16 protein-coding genes and 2 tRNA genes are annotated in these 16,659 nt (G+C 71.2%); 4 read left to right on the forward strand and 14 right to left on the reverse strand.

The genetic code is table 11. From position 1 onward, the window contains the following. Positions 1 to 113 precede the first annotated feature (113 nt). The 9 genes from OG774_RS20455 to OG774_RS20495 all read right to left on the reverse strand — a co-directional run bounded on the left by OG774_RS20455 (position 114) and on the right by OG774_RS20495 (position 5,703). Positions 114 to 428: a rhodanese-like domain-containing protein gene (locus OG774_RS20455; RefSeq protein WP_328303798.1), complete on the reverse strand. Its 315-nt coding sequence runs from the start codon at positions 426 to 428 to the stop codon at positions 114 to 116. 41 nt (positions 429 to 469) lie between these two features. After that, positions 470 to 1,264 (reverse strand): sulfite exporter TauE/SafE family protein, encoded by a 795-nt coding sequence (locus tag OG774_RS20460; protein ID WP_328303800.1) that lies wholly within the window; start codon positions 1,262 to 1,264, stop codon positions 470 to 472. Further along, the gene (locus OG774_RS20465) at positions 1,261 to 1,899 is read right to left on the reverse strand and encodes a rhodanese-like domain-containing protein (RefSeq protein WP_328303803.1); all 639 of its coding nucleotides are present in this window, start codon (positions 1,897 to 1,899) and stop codon (positions 1,261 to 1,263) included. Before OG774_RS20465 ends, OG774_RS20460 begins: the two co-directional genes overlap by 4 nt. 76 nt (positions 1,900 to 1,975) lie before the next feature. Next, positions 1,976 to 3,355, reverse strand: coding sequence for an MBL fold metallo-hydrolase (locus OG774_RS20470; protein WP_328303805.1), 1,380 nt, complete (start codon positions 3,353 to 3,355; stop codon positions 1,976 to 1,978). A gap of 100 nt (positions 3,356 to 3,455) precedes the next feature. Continuing rightward, positions 3,456 to 3,722, reverse strand: a complete 267-nt coding sequence (locus tag OG774_RS20475; RefSeq protein WP_328303807.1) for a metal-sensitive transcriptional regulator — start codon at positions 3,720 to 3,722, stop codon at positions 3,456 to 3,458. 294 nt (positions 3,723 to 4,016) lie between these two features. Beyond that, entirely contained in the window at positions 4,017 to 4,217 is a 201-nt protein-coding gene (locus OG774_RS20480) for a GntR family transcriptional regulator (RefSeq protein WP_328303809.1), read from the reverse strand. Positions 4,218 to 4,342: 125 nt separating this feature from the next. Further along, positions 4,343 to 5,248, reverse strand: coding sequence for a site-specific integrase (locus OG774_RS20485; RefSeq protein ID WP_328303811.1), 906 nt, complete (start codon positions 5,246 to 5,248; stop codon positions 4,343 to 4,345). Between the two features lie 252 nt (positions 5,249 to 5,500). Then, positions 5,501 to 5,573, reverse strand: a tRNA-Ala gene (locus OG774_RS20490). 7 nt (positions 5,574 to 5,580) lie between these two features. Beyond that, positions 5,581 to 5,703 carry a DLW-39 family protein gene (locus tag OG774_RS20495; RefSeq protein WP_328303813.1) on the reverse strand — a complete coding sequence of 41 codons (123 nt, stop codon included), beginning with the start codon at positions 5,701 to 5,703 and terminating at the stop codon, positions 5,581 to 5,583. 125 nt (positions 5,704 to 5,828) lie between these two features. On the opposite strand from OG774_RS20495, the gene OG774_RS20500 reads away from it, so the two are divergent. The 4 genes from OG774_RS20500 (at position 5,829) to OG774_RS20515 (ending at position 8,852) form a co-directional block, all read left to right on the forward strand. Next, complete coding sequence (locus tag OG774_RS20500; protein WP_328303815.1) at positions 5,829 to 7,022, forward strand: Tm-1-like ATP-binding domain-containing protein; 1,194 nt, start codon at positions 5,829 to 5,831, stop codon at positions 7,020 to 7,022. Further along, a complete protein-coding gene (locus OG774_RS20505) occupies positions 7,019 to 7,879 on the forward strand; it encodes a phosphoenolpyruvate hydrolase family protein (RefSeq protein ID WP_328303817.1) in 861 nt (286 codons plus the stop codon). Before OG774_RS20500 ends, OG774_RS20505 begins: the two co-directional genes overlap by 4 nt. Further along, positions 7,879 to 8,322, forward strand: a complete 444-nt coding sequence (locus tag OG774_RS20510; RefSeq protein WP_328303819.1) for an SRPBCC family protein — start codon at positions 7,879 to 7,881, stop codon at positions 8,320 to 8,322. The genes OG774_RS20505 and OG774_RS20510 overlap by 1 nt, the downstream gene beginning before the upstream one ends. Before the next feature lie 116 nt (positions 8,323 to 8,438). After that, positions 8,439 to 8,852 carry a histone-like nucleoid-structuring protein Lsr2 gene (locus tag OG774_RS20515; protein WP_274187552.1) on the forward strand — a complete coding sequence of 138 codons (414 nt, stop codon included), beginning with the start codon at positions 8,439 to 8,441 and terminating at the stop codon, positions 8,850 to 8,852. A gap of 80 nt (positions 8,853 to 8,932) precedes the next feature. On the opposite strand, the gene OG774_RS20520 is transcribed toward OG774_RS20515, so the two are convergent. The 5 genes from OG774_RS20520 to gyrB form a co-directional block, all read right to left on the reverse strand. After that, positions 8,933 to 9,006, reverse strand: a tRNA-Ile gene (locus OG774_RS20520). A gap of 75 nt (positions 9,007 to 9,081) precedes the next feature. Further along, positions 9,082 to 10,251 carry a DUF3566 domain-containing protein gene (locus OG774_RS20525; protein WP_442873894.1) on the reverse strand — a complete coding sequence of 390 codons (1,170 nt, stop codon included), beginning with the start codon at positions 10,249 to 10,251 and terminating at the stop codon, positions 9,082 to 9,084. Between the two features lie 37 nt (positions 10,252 to 10,288). Next, on the reverse strand, positions 10,289 to 12,796 hold the full coding sequence (gene gyrA / locus OG774_RS20530) for a DNA gyrase subunit A (RefSeq protein WP_328303822.1): 2,508 nt from the start codon (positions 12,794 to 12,796) through the stop codon (positions 10,289 to 10,291). A 179-nt stretch (positions 12,797 to 12,975) separates the two neighbouring features. Then, positions 12,976 to 14,376 (reverse strand): MFS transporter, encoded by a 1,401-nt coding sequence (locus OG774_RS20535; protein ID WP_328303824.1) that lies wholly within the window; start codon positions 14,374 to 14,376, stop codon positions 12,976 to 12,978. Positions 14,377 to 14,552: 176 nt separating this feature from the next. Beyond that, positions 14,553 to 16,574: a DNA topoisomerase (ATP-hydrolyzing) subunit B gene (gyrB, locus tag OG774_RS20540; protein ID WP_328303826.1), complete on the reverse strand. Its 2,022-nt coding sequence runs from the start codon at positions 16,572 to 16,574 to the stop codon at positions 14,553 to 14,555. Positions 16,575 to 16,659 lie beyond the last annotated feature (85 nt).

Genomic DNA, 16,659 nt, shown 5'->3' on the forward strand with positions numbered 1-16,659 from the left:
GCGGCCGACGGCCTTCCAGCGCCAGAGATCATCTGCCAGCCCGAGGTGATTGTCGGCGTCGAACTCCTCCGAAGCCAGGGCTCAGGAGCCGGTCGAGTGCGGGTCCGCGCGGGTCAGTTCTTGTCGACGGGGCGCCCGGAGGCGATCCAGCCCTTGGTGCCGCCGGCGACCGAGACGGCGTCGAAACCGTGTCGCCCGAGGAGTTCGGCGCCCTGGGCGCTGCGACCGCCGGACTGGCAGACGACGTGGACCTCGCTGTCGGCGGGGACTTCGGCGACGCGGTCGCCGAGTTCGGGTAGCGGGATGAGGTGAGCGCCCGGGATGTGGCCCTCGGCGTACTCGTCGGGGTAGCGGACGTCGATGAGCGTGACCTCGCCTGCGTCACGGGCGGCGGCGAGGTCGTCGACGGTGGTCTCGCGGATGTCCATGGGTGTTCCTTCCTCTCGGGCGTTCTCGATCGACGGGACGGTCAGGTCGTGGTGAGCGTGACGATCGTGCGAGTGGCCACGCCTGCGGCCACGATCAGGACCAGGACGGCGAATCCGCGCCTCAGGGTGGCGGCACGAAGCCTGCGGGCGAACCAGCTGGCGGGGAGCGAGGTGACGACCGCGGCGGCGGCGAACGGGCCGACGATCGTCCAGTCCAACCCGGCTCCGCTGCGACTGCTGGCGCCAGCGAGGTAGGGCACGAGCCCGGCCACGGCGTTGATGACGATGATGACCAGCGAGGTGGCCACTGCGGTGGAGGTGCGCAGGCCGAGCGCGACGATGAGGGCGGGGACGAGCAGGAATCCGCCGCCGACGCCGAGCAGGCCGGTGAGGAACCCGACGAGCAGCCCGACGGCGACGGCGCGGGGTAGGCAGCGGCGCCAGGCGACTCCGCCGCCGGGCAGGTCGCAGACTCCGCCGCTCTCGTCGTTGCCGCGCAACATCCGTAGTCCGGCGAGGACCATGACCACGGCGAAGACGAGCATGAGCCATTGGTCGTCGAGCCGGTGATTGACCACCCCGCCGGCGATGGAGGTGGGGATACCGGCGGCGCCGATGACGATGGCGAGGCGCCAGTTGACCTCGAGGCGGGCGCGGGGGGCGACGGCGACGGCCGAGGCGAGCCCGATCACCACCAGCGATGCCGGCACCGCGGAGGCGAGCGGGAGACCGAGTCCGTAGACCAGGGCGGGGACGGCGAGGATGCCGCCACCGCCTCCGACCAGGCCGAGCAGGGCGCCGAGGACCAGCCCGAACCCCGCTGCGAGCAGGCTCACCGCTCGGTACTCCGTCGTCTTGCCCGGAGGGCGGCGAGGGTGTCGGCTGTGCCCGGTTCGGTGGTCCCGCGGTTGATCGGTAGCCGGGCGAGCGCGGCGCCCATGGCGCAGGTGTCGGTGAGCGCGGAGAACGTCAGCCCGGCACCGATCCCGCCGGCGAGCAGCCGAGCCTTCGGGGAGACGAGGCGGCCTGCGGTGAGCCCGAGGACGACGAGGGTCCCGGCGACGAGGCGGACCTGGCGTTCCAGGGCCCAGGCTTTGCGGCCGGTGACGACGTCGCCGCCGGCGGCGGTGTAGGCGGGCAGGCCGCCGTCGAGGACGTGGGCGCGGTCGAGCCCGACGGCGGCGAGGTGGCGGCGGGCCTGCTCGGCGCGGACCCCGGACTGGCAGACCAGGACGACGGGGGTGTCGAGGTGGGCGGCGAGGTCGCGGGTGTGCTCGGCCAGGGTCGCGAGCGGGACGTGGTAGGAGCCGCGGATGTGGGCGGCCTCGTACTCGGCGGCGCTGCGGACGTCGAGGACCATCGGTCCATCGCTGCTGGTGTCGCTGTTGTCCGTGGAGCGGGCAGCGAGAGTGACCGCGTCGATGTTGCCGCCCGGCTCGGGGGCCGTGGTGCGGCTGGAGAGGGCGCTCATGGGTGTGGTGTCCTTCACACGGGGGAGGCCGGTGGCCCGATCCAAGGGGGGCCGGGCCACCGGTGCCTACTCATGGTCAGTGGCTGGCGGTCGCGGGCTCGTTGCTGTCGGCGAGCCCGGCCTCGGCGGCGTTCGGCCAGTCGTCGTTGATTAGGACCAGGTCGCGGCCGGGGCGGTCGAGCATCGAGGCGGCGATCGAGGCGCGGTAGCCGGAGCCGCAGTAGACCCAGACCTCACCCTCGGGCACCTCGTCGCGGCGCGCGAGCAGCTCGTGCAGCGGGATGTGCACCGATCCCCGGACCCCTCCGGACGCGCGTTCCTCATCGCGGCGGGCGTCGAGGATGAACGGGTCGCGCTCGTCGAAGGCCGCCGCGAGGCCCGGGAAGTCCGAGACCGGGTAGGACCGCAGGCCCTGCCCGGCCTCGAGGGAGTCGAGGGGGCCGGTGGCGGCGCCGGCGAACCGGTCGATGCCGATCCGGACCAGTTCGCGCTGGGCCGCGGCGACCTGCTCGGGGGTCTCGCCGATGAGCGTGAGCTCGGCGTCGAAGTCGAAGGTCCACCCGAAGTAGGTGACGAACGGGGTGGAGAGCTCGAAGCCCAGCGAGCCGGGGAGGTGTCCGGCGGCGAACGCGGTGCGATCACGCAGGTCGACCACCCACTGACCGGCTTCCAGGCGTCGGCGTAGCTCGGCGGGGTCGACCGGCTCGGGTGGCGTCAGGTCGACCGGGGACGGGCCGGCGGCGTTGGCCGGGCCCATGCGGGCGTAGTAGGTCGGGAAGGCCCCGAGCCCGGCGATGAGGGTGTCGACGAAGTCCTGCTCGTCCTGGGTCAGGGCCGGGTTGGTGGTGGCCTCCTGTCCCACGGTGGAACCGTCGGCCCCGGAGGCCGGGGTGCTGGCGCAGAAGCTGCCGAAGCCGTGGGTGGGATACACCGCGGCCTCGCCGGGCAGCTCGGCGACCAGGCGGCGCACCGAGTGGTACTGGGCGTGGGTCAGCTCCACGGTGTCGTCGGGGGAGACGAGGTCGGTGCGTCCGGTCGTGCCGTAGAGCATCGACCCGCCGGTGAACACCGCGGCCACCGTCCCGCTCTCGTCGAGCAGGGCGTACGACAGGTGGTGGTGGGTGTGCCCGGGGGTCGCGATTGCCCGCAGCCGCATCGACCCGACCGTGACCTCGTCGCCGTCCGCGATCGGGGTGCGGGCGAAGCCGACCTCGTCGGCGGCGTTGACCAGGTAGGTCGCGCCGGTGCGGGCGGCGAGGTCGAGCCCACCGGTGACGTAGTCGTTGTGGATGTGGGTCTCGGCGACGTGTGTGATACCCGCCCCGACCTCGTTCGCGAGGTCGAGGACCCGGTCGATGTCGCGCTGGGGGTCGATGGCGACCGCGACCGTGCCGTCGCTGGCCAGGTAGCTGCGGTCACCGAGCCCGGAGGTCTCGACGGTCCTGATGTCGATCATCTTGGTTCCCTACCCGGTAGGGTATCTACCGTTCGTGGATGGGTGGTCGTCTTGCTGGTCGTTCAGGGGTCCGCGCCGCCCCTGGAGGACCCGAGGGCGATCAGGCCAGGGACAGGAACAAGCGCTCGAGCTCGGCGACGTTGACGGTCTGCTCGCCCTCGTCGTCCTCGGTCAGGCAGTACCGCAGGCCGGTCGATATGATCTTGAACCCGGCCTTGTCGAGTGCCCGGGACGCGGCGGCGAGCTGGGTGACGACGTCCTTGCACTCGCGGCCCTGCTCGATCATCTTCACGATGCCCGAAATCTGGCCCTCCACCCGACGCAGCCGGTCGACCACGTCGGTGAGCTGTGCGGCCTGAACCTGCATCGCCGTCCCCTGTCCTCGTTCTTGCCTACCCTGTATCGGGCACAACCAACGGTACCCCCGGGGGTACTCCACACACCCTTTGGTGACCCGTGCAACTGACCGATCTCCTGGCGTCGTACACCTGTTCGATGGTCTCGAACCCGTCCGGCATGCACTCTGCGCTCCATGCGGACGATCAGGACGTGGCGCGCTCTCCGCCGACAGGGTCGTGGGCTCAGCCTCTGGGCCGTCGCGCGTGGGTGGAGCTGAGCCACTGCCCCAGGACCCGTCGACAAGGGCCGTGCGCAGCAGGACTCAGTCGGAGCACGCCTGGGGAGCGAGCACACTGGGTCGCCGACCACGACTCACCTCGACGAGACCCCAGACCTGCAACAGAGTCACGGATCGCTGAGCAGTCGCAGTCGAGACGCCGAAGTCCACGCCGATCTGCTTCCCTGTCGGAAGCTGGGCGCCGGGCGGCCACTCGCCGGCGGCGATGCGGTCGCGCAGGGCCACCGCAATGTGCTTGAACGGGTATCGCGGTTCCGCCTTGGCGCGCTCGACGTCGTCGGTCTCTGGAGGCGCAGGGCGCTCGGGCAGACGCTCGGCCAGTCCCCGCGCTGCCCGCTGATCAGCCTCCGCTACCCATGCCGCGTAGACGCGAAGTGTCGTCGTGCCTCCGCCGCCGTGGCCGAGGACGGGGTCAGATGCGTCGCCCCAGTCGGCGACGCTGAGAAGACGAACGCGTCCGGCGCCAGCTCGAGCTCGAGCGCGGCACAGCGCTCCTTCCACCGGCGGCGATGCTCGTCGAGGGCCTCGATGGTGCCCGGGTCGATGGTGACGTTGCGGCGCTGGTGGGTCTTGGTGTCCTTCTCCTCGGTCTCGCCGCGGACCTCGGCGATCGCGCGCCGGATCGTGATCACGCCTCGCTCGAGGTCGACGTAGCGCCAACGGAGCCCGCAAACTTCTCCTCGGCGAGCGCCGGTGACCGTCAGAAGCCATACGACCATCCCCCAGTCGGGGTCGCGGCGCCCCGCCTCGGCGACGAGCCGCGCGGCTTCCTCGGGTGTCGGCGGCTGCGGGTCGGGTGCGGGCACCGGCGGGGGCTCGGCCTGGTCCATCGGGCTCGAGCCCACCCACCGCCACCGCACCGCGCGTTTGTAGGCGCCGCTCAGGATGTAGTGAATCTTGCGGATCGTCGCGGCCCCGAGGGGTCGGCATCGGTGCGGTCGACACCGGACATCGCACTCGTGAAGGTGGGTCGTGCGGTGATCGACTCCTCGACGGTCGCGGCAGTGCTCCCGGCACCGCCGCATCTCGGCGTAGAGGGAGTCCAGGATCTCGGCGTCGATCGCGCCGGCCTTCGATGAACCGATGAACGGGCGGACGTGCTTGTCGACGTACTCCCGGTAGCCCTCCACCGTGCGCCGGCCGCCGGTGTGCTGGTCGAGGTAGCGGTCGAGCAGCTGGTTGACGGTGGCCGTCGTCCGCGGGGTTGCGCCTCTTGCGGATGTCGGCGAGGAAGCCGAGACGTACCTCCTCGGCACGCTCCCAGGCCTTGGGCCCGGCGGGCACCGTCTCGACGAGGCTGTGCCGTCGCTTCGTGACGGGGTCCTGCCCGGCGTAGACGCGCACCCGCAACGCTCCACTCGGGAGCAACTCGATGTTGCCCTTCTCGCGCGAGGAAGGGCGGGCAGGCTTCGCCATGAGCAGGGAGGTAGGTCAGCTCGTGCCATGAACCGTGCCACGAGCGAAGAAGTTACCCGGTTCGGACCAACGTCCTTGCTGGTCACGGTGGGTGGAGACGAAGGGAATCGAACCCTCAACCCCCGCCTTGCAAAGGCGGTGCTCTGCCAATTGAGCTACGTCCCCGAGGAGGCTAGGACGACGTCGACGGCCTCGTCGCGTCGCGCCAGACCTCCTTGGCGGGGTTCTGGTCCCGCTGTCGTCGGAGCAGCAGGGCGGCCCCGGCAGCCAGGGCGAGGGCAACGACGGTCTTCACCGCACCCCTCCCGTCGACGACCCGTTCACGGTACCTCAGGGCCCGGCGCCGCCTGCCGGTCGCGCGGGACCGGGCGCGGGCGGTAGGAACCGTCCCGGCGGACGACGTCGTGGACGGGAGCGCGGATGGCTGGGACGGGTCGTGCCTACGTGGTGGGCACCTTCGACACGAAGGGCGAGGAGCTGCGCTACGTCGCCGGGCTCCTGCGAGACGCGGGCCACGAGGTGACGACGGTCGACGTCGGCACCTCCGACCCCGGCGCGACCACCGCCGACGTCGGGCCTCGGGAGGTCGCCGGCGCGGAGGCGTTCACCGGCGACCGCGGGAGCTCGGTGTCGGCGATGAGCGAGGCGCTGCAGCGGTGGCTCCCGGCCCGCGACGACCTCGCGGGCGTGCTCGCGCTCGGCGGATCCGGGGGCACGGCCCTCGTCACGCCCGCGCTGCAGCGTCTCCCCGTGGGTGTCCCGAAGATCGTGGTGTCGACGGTGGCCTCGGGGAACGTCGCGCCGTACGTCGGCTCGGTGGACCTCACGCTCATGTACTCGGTCACCGACGTGGCGGGGCTCAACCGCATCAGCCGGCGGGTGCTGTCCAACGCCGCGCACGCCCTGGGCGGGGCCATCGCGGCACCCGTGCCGGAGGCCCAGGACAAGCCGGCGCTCGGGCTGACGATGTTCGGTGTCACGACGCCGTGCGTCACCGCCGTGACCGAGGCGGTCGCCGACCGCTGGGACTGCCTCGTCTTCCACGCCACCGGCACCGGTGGGCGCGCGATGGAGAAGCTCGTCGACGATCGGTTGGTCGAGGCCGTCGTCGACGTCAGCACCACCGAGATCGCCGACCTCGTCGTCGGCGGGATCATGGCCGCCAACGAGGACCGTCTCGGTGCGATCGCCCGCACCGGGGTGCCGTGGGTGGGGTCGGTCGGTGCGCTGGACATGGTCAACTTCGGGGCGCCCGACACCGTGCCCGAGCAGTTCCGGGGCCGGACGCTCTACGAGCACAACGCCCAGGTGACCCTGATGCGCACGACCCCCGAGGAGTGCCGGGCCGCCGCGGAGTTCCTGGCCGACAAGCTCAACGCCTGCCCCGGGCCGGTGCGCCTCGTCCTGCCGACGGGCGGCGTCTCGGCCCTCGACGCGCCCGGCATGCCCTTCGCCGACGCCGAGGCGGACGCCGTGCTGTTCGACACCCTGCGCGAGCGGGTCCGCGTCGACGACGACCACCGGATCGTCGAGAGCCCCCACCACGTCAACGACCCCGAGTTCGCCGCGACCCTCGTCGCCGCGCTCGAGGAGATCACCGGAGGACGCCCGTGACCCGCGCCGAGATCGTCGAGCGCCTCCGCGCCAAGGTCGATCGTGGCGAGCCGATCGTCGGCGGCGGCGCCGGCACCGGCCTGTCCGCCCGCTGCGAGGAAGAGGGCGGGATCGACCTCATCGTCATCTACAATTCCGGCCGATATCGGATGGCCGGGCGGGGTTCGCTCGCCGGATTGCTCGCCTACGGCAACGCCAACGACATCGTCGTGGAGATGGCGCGCGAGGTCATCCCCGTCGTACGGCACACCCCGGTGCTCGCCGGCGTGAACGGCACCGACCCGTTCCTGCTGCGTACACGGTTCCTCCGCGAGCTGCGCGAACTCGGCTTCGCCGGCATCCAGAACTTCCCGACGGTCGGACTCATCGACGGCACCTTCCGGGTGAATCTCGAGGAGACCGGGATGGGGTTCGACCGCGAGGTCGAGATGGTCGCCGCCGCGCACGACGAGGATCTGCTCACCACGCCCTACGTGTTCTCCGTCGACGACGCCCGCGCGATGACCGCCGCCGGCGCGGACATCGTCGTGTGTCACATGGGCCTCACCACCGGCGGATCGATCGGCGCCCGGACCGCGAAGTCGCTGGACGACTGCGTCGCACTCGTCGACGAATGGGCGGCCGCCGCCCGGGAGGTCCGCGACGACGTCCTCGTGCTCGTGCACGGCGGCCCCGTCTCGTCGCCCGAGGACGCGGCGTACGTCCTGTCCCGCACGCGCACCTGCCACGGCTTCTACGGCGCCAGCAGCATGGAACGCCTGCCCACCGAGCAGGCCCTGACCGCCACGACCCGGGCGTTCGTCGCCCTGCGCCCCGACCACGGGAACGACAACCGGAACCACGAGGAGAACGCCTGATGCCCGAGGTGACCAGCACCGCCGTCATCCCCGCCGACGTCGACACCGTGTGGCGCACGATCCGCGACTTCGACGGTCTGCCGTCCTGGGTCCCGGCGATCGAGGCCAGCGAACTGGAGGGCGACCTGCGCGGCGACCAGGTGGGCGCCGTGCGCCGTCTGACCCTCGGCGACGGCGGAACCGTGCGCGAACGACTCGTCGCCCTCGACGACCGGGAACGACGTCTGACCTACGCGATCCTCGATTCGCCGTTCGCGGTCCAGGACTACCGATCCACGCTCCGGGTCTTCCCCGTGACCACGACCGGGGAATCCTTCGTCGCGTGGGGCGTCGTGTTCGACTGCCATCCCGCCGAGAGTGAGCAGCTCTGTACTCTGTTCGGCCGCGATGTGTTCGGCGAGGGGCTGAAGGGCCTGGTCTCGTATTTGTCGCCCGGAGAGTGACGTCCGCGGCACGAAAGGAGTGCGGTGCGATCAGGCGCTCTTTCCTTTGCTAATGTCGAGTGACATCGAACGACACCCGCGTCGATTCCATGGACAAGTGAGGAGTCACGCCCGCCATGGCCCAGAAGACCATCGTCACCCTGGTCGACGACCTGACCGGCGAAGAGGCCGAGGACATCACCACGGTCGAGTTCGCGCTCGACGGGGTGACGTACGAGATCGACCTCGACGACAAGAACAGTGCCCGGCTCCGGGACGCGCTCGCGGAGTACGTCGCTGCCGCGCGTCGCACCGGCGGTCGGCGTTCCTCCGCCGGCGGCAACGGCCGTCGTCGCTCGGGCGCCGGCACCGGCACCCCGCGGGCGACGTCCCCCGGCGGTTACGACCGTGAGACCTCGAAGCAGATCCGCGAGTGGGCCAAGGGCCAGGGATTCGAGGTCTCCGACCGCGGCCGCGTGCCGAACAACGTGGTCGAGGCCTGGGAGGCCCAGCGCAAGGGTTCCGACCACGCCGCGTCGTTCTCGGGCTGAAGCCCGCGTCGACGAACAACGGCCCCGGAGCGCGATGCTCCGGGGCCGTTCTCGTGTCCGGTGAGGTCGCACCGAGTGGGTGGGCCCAGCTGGATTTGAACCAGCGACCTCGTCGTTATCAGCGACGCGCTCTAACCAACTGAGCTATGGGCCCTCGCAGGGACGAACCCGAGTGCAGGCGTCACGGTACCCGACGGGCACCGGCCGCCGAGCACCCGCCCCGAGGCCGTCAGTCGCGCTCGGAGAGCGTGACCTCGATGCCTCCCGCGACGTCGGCCGAGATGTTGTAGATGAACGCCGACACGCTCGCGAGCGCGGTGAACAGGATGATGTTCACGACGCCGATGACCGCCGCGACACCGAACACGCCGCCGGCTGTGATGAGCTCGCCGCCGCCACCCGAGTCCGACGTCAGGTCCTGGTAGGTGCCGTTGAGCTGCGCCCAGACGCCCATGCCGTCGAGCACGGCGTAGAGCACGCCCACCGCGAACATCCACACGAAGAACAGCGCGACACCCAGCACGAGGGCGAGCTTCAGCACCGACCACGGGTCGAAGCGCCGCACCTGCAGGCTCGCCCGCCGGGGCGCCTTGCTGCTGCGGGGGCGTCCCGCCGCGAGCTCGGCGACGTCGTCGGGCTCACGCCGCGGCTCGTCGGACTCACGACCGCGCAGCCCCAGCTGCTCCGGGGAGAGCTGGTTGGTGGGCGCGTCGATGCCCGACGAGGCCGGCTGCCCGGCGCCCCCGCCGTCACCCGTGCCGCCGGGCCGTCCGGTCCCGGTGGGCGCCGAGGTCCGCACGGCGGCGGTGATGCCGCCGGCCGGGGTGCCCATGCCCTCCTGCGGAGGACGGCCATTGGATGGACCGCCCGGACCGCCCGGGCCGCCCTGCGGTCCCGGTCCGCCGGGTCGCTGGAACGGACCCGACGGCGGGTGGGCGCCGCCGGGAGGACCGCCGGCGCGCGGCTGGCCGCCGGCCGGGGTGGGCGGGCTTGCGGGCCGCGGACCGGGCCGCCCCGCGGTCGGCATCGGGCTCGACGGCGGACCGGTCGCCGCGCCGCCGCGCTGCCACGGCGGCGGCGGACCGGCCGAGCCGCCGGAGGAGGTCGACTCACCACCGGCGTCCGGCGCCTCGGAGGTCTGGGTGGTCTGGGTCGTCGGGGACGTCCCGGACGTCTCCGTGGCCGGGGCCTCCGTGCCGGGCTTGTCGGTGCTCGGCGTCCCCTTGCCCGACGCGGTGCCCGACGAGCCCTTCGGGCTACCGTCGTCCTCCACGGCCGGGACCCGGGTGGTCGACTCCGCCGGAGCGGCCTCCTCGGTGCTCGTCCGGGCCCCACCGGTTCCCGACGTCTCCGACGACGGGGCGGGGTCCGGGTCGTCCGGCTTGCTCGGTGTGCTCACGAGGACTCGTCTCGTCGGTCGGTGACGGGATCAGGGGTCACGGCTGCGGCGGGGAGGTCGGGCCGCCCGCGTCGGGATCGGCCGCCTCCTCGGCGTTGCGCGCGATGGCGAGGAGGGTGCCGGTCTCCCCGAGGTTCATCAGGCGCACCCCCTTCGTCTGGCGACCCGCCTTGCGCACCGACTTGGCCGTCGTCCGGATCACCCCGCCGCTCGTCGTGATCGCGTAGAGCTCGTCGTCGAGCTCGACGATCAAGGCACCGACCAGGGTCCCGCGACGACGGTCGTACTGCAGGGTCAGCACGCCCTTGCCGCCGCGACCCTGCACCGGGTACTCGTCGATCGGCGTGCGCTTCGCGTAGCCCCCGCCGGTGGCGACCAGCAGGAACGTCCCCTCGCGCACCACGCCGAGCGAGAGCAGCTCGTCGCCGGAGTTGAAGCGCATGCCGGTGACGCCGGACGTCGCCCGGCCCATCGGACGCAGGGCGTCGTCGGTGGCCGTGAAGCGGATCGACTGCCCCTCGGCGGAGACCAGGAGCAGGTCGTCGTCACCGGAGCACAGCACCGCGCCGACGAGCTCGTCGCTCTCGCGCAGGTTGATGCCGATGAGACCGCCGGCGCGGTTGGAGTCGAAGTCGGTGAGGCGCGACTTCTTCACCAGGCCGGCCTTCGTCGCGAGCACCAGGTACGGCGCGGCGTCGTAGTCCTTGATGTGCATGACCTGGGCGATCTGCTCCTCGGGCTGGAACGCGAGGAGGTTCGCCACGTGCTGGCCGCGGGCGTTGCGGTTGGCCTCGGGCAGCTCGTAGGCCTTGGCCCGGTACACCCGGCCCTTGTTGGTGAAGAAGAGCAGCCAGTCGTGCGTGGAGCACACGAAGAAGTGCGCCACGAGGTCGTCCTGCTTGAGCGTCGCGCCCTGGACACCGCGCCCGCCGCGCTTCTGCGCGCGGTAGAGGTCGGTCTTGGTGCGCTTCGCGTAGCCGGTGCGCGTGATGGTGACGACGACGTCCTCGACCGCGATGAGGTCGGCGTCGGCGACCTCGCCGTCGTAGCCGACGAGACGCGTCAGGCGATCGTCGCCGTACTTCTCGACGATCTCGCCGAGCTCGTCGCGGACGATCTGCCGCTGTCGCTCCGGGCGGGCGAGGATGTCCTCGAGGTCGCGGATCGTCTCCTCGATCTCGGCCAGCTCGTCGATGATCTTCTGGCGCTCGAGGGCGGCCAGGCGACGCAGCTGCATGTCCAGGATCGCCTGGGCCTGGATCTCGTCGATCTCGAGCAGGTCCATCAGGCCGGAGCGCGCGACGTCGACGGTCTCCGACGCGCGGATGAGGGCGATGACCTCGTCGAGCGCGTCGAGGGCCTTGACCAGCCCGCGCAGGATGTGGGCCCGCTCCTCGGCCTTGCGCAGGCGGTAGCGGGTGCGCCGGACGATGACGTCGATCTGGTGGCGGATCCAGTGCCGGATCATCTGGTCGAGCCGCAGGGTGCGCGGCACGCCGTCGACGATCGAGAGCATGTTGACGCCGAAGCTGTACTGCAGCTGCGTGTGCTTGTAGAGGTTGTTCAGCACGACCTTCGCGACGGCGTCGCGGCGCAGCGTGATGACGATGCGGCGGCCCACGCGGTCCGACGACTCGTCGTTGATCTCGGCGATGCCCGCGATGCGCCCGTCGCGCACGAGCGTCGCGATCGACTCGATCAGCGAGTCCGGGTTGACCTGGTAGGGCAGCTCGGTGACCACCAGGATGGTGCGTCCCTTGGCGTCCTCCTCGGCCTCGACCACCGCGCGCATGCGGATCGAGCCGCGGCCGGTGCGGTAGGCCGACTCGATGCCGTCGGAGCCGACGACGAGGCCGGCGGTGGGGAAGTCCGGGCCCTTGATGAAGCCCATGAGGGCCTCGAGGGTCTCCTCCTCGGAGGCCTCCGGGTTGTCGAGCGCCCACATCGCGCCCGCGGCCACCTCGCGCAGGTTGTGCGGCGGCATGTTGGTGGCCATGCCGACGGCGATCCCCGCGCTGCCGTTGATCAGCAGGTTGGGCACGCGGCCCGGGAGGACCGTCGGCTCCTGGGTGCGGCCGTCGTAGTTGTCCGCGAAGTCGACGGTCTCCTCGTCGATGTCCGCGAGCATCGACATCGCGAGCGGCGTGAGCCGGCACTCGGTGTAGCGCATGGCGGCGGCGGGGTCGTTGCCCGGCGAGCCGAAGTTGCCCTGGCCGTCGATCAGCGGGTAGCGCATGGACCACGGCTGGGCCAGGCGCACGAGGGCGTCGTAGATCGCCGAGTCGCCGTGCGGGTGGTAGTTGCCCATGACGTCGCCGACGACGCGGGCGCACTTCACGTAGCTGCGGTCGGGCCGGAACCCGGAGTCGTACATCGAGTACAGGACGCGGCGGTGGACCGGCTTGAGCCCGTCCTCCACCAGCGGCAGCGCCCGACCCACGATCACCGACATCGCGTAGTCGATGTAGGAGCGCTGCATCTCCTGCTGGATGTCGACCGGCTCGATGCGCTCGCCGGAGTCAGGAGGCAGGGTCGTCTCGGTCACGCGGTCGGTCTCCCCTTCTGGCGCCCCGGGCGCGGCGGACACCGCGCCGTCTCGAGGGGGGCGGCCCGTTCACCGGGCCCGCGACCAGCGCGGCCGTGGACCCAACCACCCGATTCTACCGACGACGCCGACGCGCTCCCGGTTCCCCCGGGCGGCGCGTCCGTGACCGCGTCCGGGGATCAGCCGGCGGAGCGGCCCGCGGTGGCGTCCTGCGTCGCCCGCGGGTCGTCCAGCAGGCCGCGGGAGAGGGTCTCGGTCATGGCGTACGAGCACGCGAGGGAGATCAGCGCCATGCCCACGACGTAGACGGCGACGGACATCAGGCTGCCCGTCCAGGCCACCAGCACTGCGCAGATCGTCGGAGCGATCCCGCCGAGGATCGAGGCGAGCTGGTAGGCCAGCGAGGCGCCGCTGTAGCGCAGGCGGGTGGGGAACTGTTCGGCGAAGTAGGCCGACTGCGGGCCGTAGACCGCGCTCCGGCAGGCCTGCACGACGAGGCCGCCGAGGATGAACAGCGCGAGGTTCCCCGTGCCCACGAGCAGGAAGTACGGGATGCCGAACACCGCGAGCAGCCCCATACCGGCGAGGAACATCCGTCGTCGGCCCACGTAGTCCGAGAGCAGGCCGAGCAGCAGGATCATCGGGATGTCGGAGGCGGACAGGGCGGTGTTCGCCGCGAGGATCTCGGTGCGGTCGTAGCCCAGGGTCGTCGTGGCGTAGGAGACCAGCCAGACCGACCCGACGTAGAAGGTCGCGTTGGTGGCGAGGAACGACCCGGAGGCGAGCAGGATCTCCTTCGGGTAGGTGCGGAACGCCTCGACCACGGGCATCCGCGCCGCGGACTTCGTCTCCATGGACTCGCGGAAGACCGGGCTCTCGGCGACGGTCAGGCGGATCCACATCCCGACGGCGATGAGCGCGGCACTGGCCAGGAACGGCACGCGCCAGCCCCAGGACAGGAACTGCTCCTCGGTCAACGTGAGGTCGAGGATGAGGAACGCCCCCGTGCCGCACACGAGGCCGAGCGGCACGCCGACCTGCGGCCAGCTCCCGTAGAAGCCGCGACGGTTCGGAGGCGCGTTCTCCACGGCCATGAGCGCGGCGCCGCCCCACTCCCCGCCGACGCCGAAGCCCTGCCCGATGCGCAGCACCACGAGCAGGATCGGGGCCGCCACGCCGATGGCGCCGTAGCTGGGCAGCAGCCCGATCGCGACCGTGCACGCGCCCATGAGCAGCAGCGACCACACGAGCATGGGCTTGCGGCCCACGCGGTCGCCGAAGTGCGCGAACACCGCGCCACCGAAGGGCCGGGCGAGGAAGCCGGCCGCGAACGTCCCGAAGGCGGCGATGGTGCCGGCGGTGGGCGAGGCGGACGGGAAGAACAGCTTCCCGAACACCAGTGCGGCCGCGGTGCCGTAGATGAAGAAGTCGAACCACTCGATGGTGGTGCCGACCAGGCTGGCCAGAGCGACCTTGCGGGGAACGCGCAGCGAGGGGCCGGGGCGGTCGCCGCCGACGGTGTCGGGCCCGGAGGCGTCGGTGACCATGGCGTGCTCCTCGTCGTCGGGGTGCCCGGTCATGAGACGACCAGCCCACGACGAGGTCAAGGACCGGCAAAGAACCCGGCCCAGAACTGGGCCGTGCGCACGACGACGGGCGTCCGGGACGGGGCCGTCCGCACACCCCGCCCACGACGAGGGCCCGGGTTCCACGGGAAACATCCCGCGGCGCCCGGGCCCTCGAGGCTCGACCTCGACTACACGTCGAGGAAGCGCACGTCCTTCGCGTTGCGGGTGATGAACGAGCGCCGGGACTCGACGTCCTCGCCCATGAGCACGCTGAAGAGCTCGTCCGCCGTGGCGGCGTCGTCCAGCGTGACCCGCTGCATCAGCCGGGTCGCGGGGTCCATCGTGGTCTCCCACAGCTCCTTGGCGTTCATCTCGCCGAGGCCCTTGTAGCGCTGGACGCCGTCGTCCTTGTTGATCTTCTTGCCGGCGGCGCGGCCGGCCTCGATCAGGCTGTCGCGCTCGCGGTCGCTGTAGGCGAACTCCGGCTCAGCGTTCCGGCCACCCCACTTGATCTTGTACAGCGGGGGCATCGCCAGGAACACGTGCCCGTTCTCCACCAGCGGGCGCATGAACCGGAACAGCAGCGTCAGCAGCAGGGTGCGGATGTGCTGACCGTCGACGTCGGCGTCGGCCATCAGCACGATCTTGTGATAGCGCAGCTTCGTCAGGTCGAACTCGTCATGGATGCCCGCGCCGAGCGCCGTGATGATCGACTGGACCTCGTTGTTCTTCAGGACGCGGTCGATGCGGGCCTTCTCGACGTTGATGATCTTCCCTCGGATCGGGAGGATCGCCTGGAACATCGAGTCGCGCCCCGACTTGGCCGAGCCGCCCGCCGAGTCGCCCTCGACGATGTAGACCTCGCTGCGCTCGGGGTCGTTGCTGCGGCAGTCGGCGAGCTTGCCGGGCAGGCCGCCGAGGTCGCCGGCCGTCTTGCGGCGGACGAGCTCGCGGGCCTTGCGGGCCGCGAGCCGGGCCTGCGCCGAGCCGACCGCCTTGTTGATGATGGTCTTGGCCTCGGCCGGGTTGGACTCGAACCAGTCGCCGAGGTGCTCGTTGCACACCTTCTGGACGAACGAGCGCACCTCGGTGTTGCCGAGCTTGGTCTTGGTCTGGCCCTCGAACTGCGGCTCGGCGACCTTCACCGACACGATCGCGGCGAGGCCCTCACGGATGTCGTCGCCGGTGAGTGCCGGGTCCTTGTCCTTGATGAGCTTCTTGTCCCGCGCGTAGCGGTTGACCGTCGCGGTGAGCGCGGAGCGGAAGCCCTCCTCGTGGGTGCCGCCCTCGGTGGTGTTGATCGTGTTGCAGAACGTGTAGACGGACTCGGAGTAGCCCGAGTTCCACTGCATCGCGACCTCGACCTGGTGGCCGGTGCCCTCCGCCTGGAACCCCACCGGCTTGCGGTGGATCGGGTCCTTGGCGTGGTTGATGTGGGCGACGAAGTCCTCGAGGCCGCCCGGGTAGTGGAACGTGCGCTCCGTGACCTTCGAGACGTAGCCCTCGGCGTCCGGGACCTCGTCGAGATCGGTGCCGTCGGCGTCGGCGCCCTCGGGCTTGCGCTCGTCGCGCAGGTGGATGGTCAGGCCCTTGTTGAGGAAGGCCATCTCCTGCAGGCGGCGCGAGATCGTCTCGAAGTTGTAGGTGGTCGACTCGAAGATCGTCGGGTCGGCCCAGAAGGTGATCGACGTACCGGTCTTCCTGGTCTTGCCGACCTGGTTGAGCGTGCCGGGCACCGAGTGGTCGTAGTGCTGGGTCCAGATCTGGCCGTCGCGGTGGATCTCGACGTCGAGCGCGGTGGACAGCGCGTTCACGACGCTGATGCCGACGCCGTGCAGACCGCCGGAGACCGCGTACGACTTGTCGTCGAACTTGCCGCCGGCATGGAGCATGGTCATGACCATCTCGACCGCGGGCTTCTTCTCCACCGGGTGCTCGTCGACCGGGATGCCGCGGCCGTCGTCGACGACGGCGATCCCGCCGTCCGCCTGCAGCGTCACCGAAACGCTGCTGGCGTAGCCGGCCATCGCCTCGTCGACGGAGTTGTCGACGGCTTCCCAGATGAGGTGGTGGAGCCCGCGCTCGCCCGTGGAGCCGATGTACATGCCGGGCCGCTTGCGGACTGCCTCGAGGCCCTCGAGGACGGTGATGGACGAGGCGCTGTAGTCCCCGTTGTTCTTCTTCTGGGCCGAGTTCGGTGCGGCTGCCACGGGCTCTGGTGTCTCCCTCGCGTGGACACGGCCCGTGCGCATCGCGCGCGGGCGGAACATCTGCCTCCAGTCTACCGGGTCACCC

Source organism: Actinomycetospora sp. NBC_00405 (assembly GCF_036044095.1).
GTDB lineage: Bacteria > Actinomycetota > Actinomycetes > Mycobacteriales > Pseudonocardiaceae > Actinomycetospora > Actinomycetospora callitridis.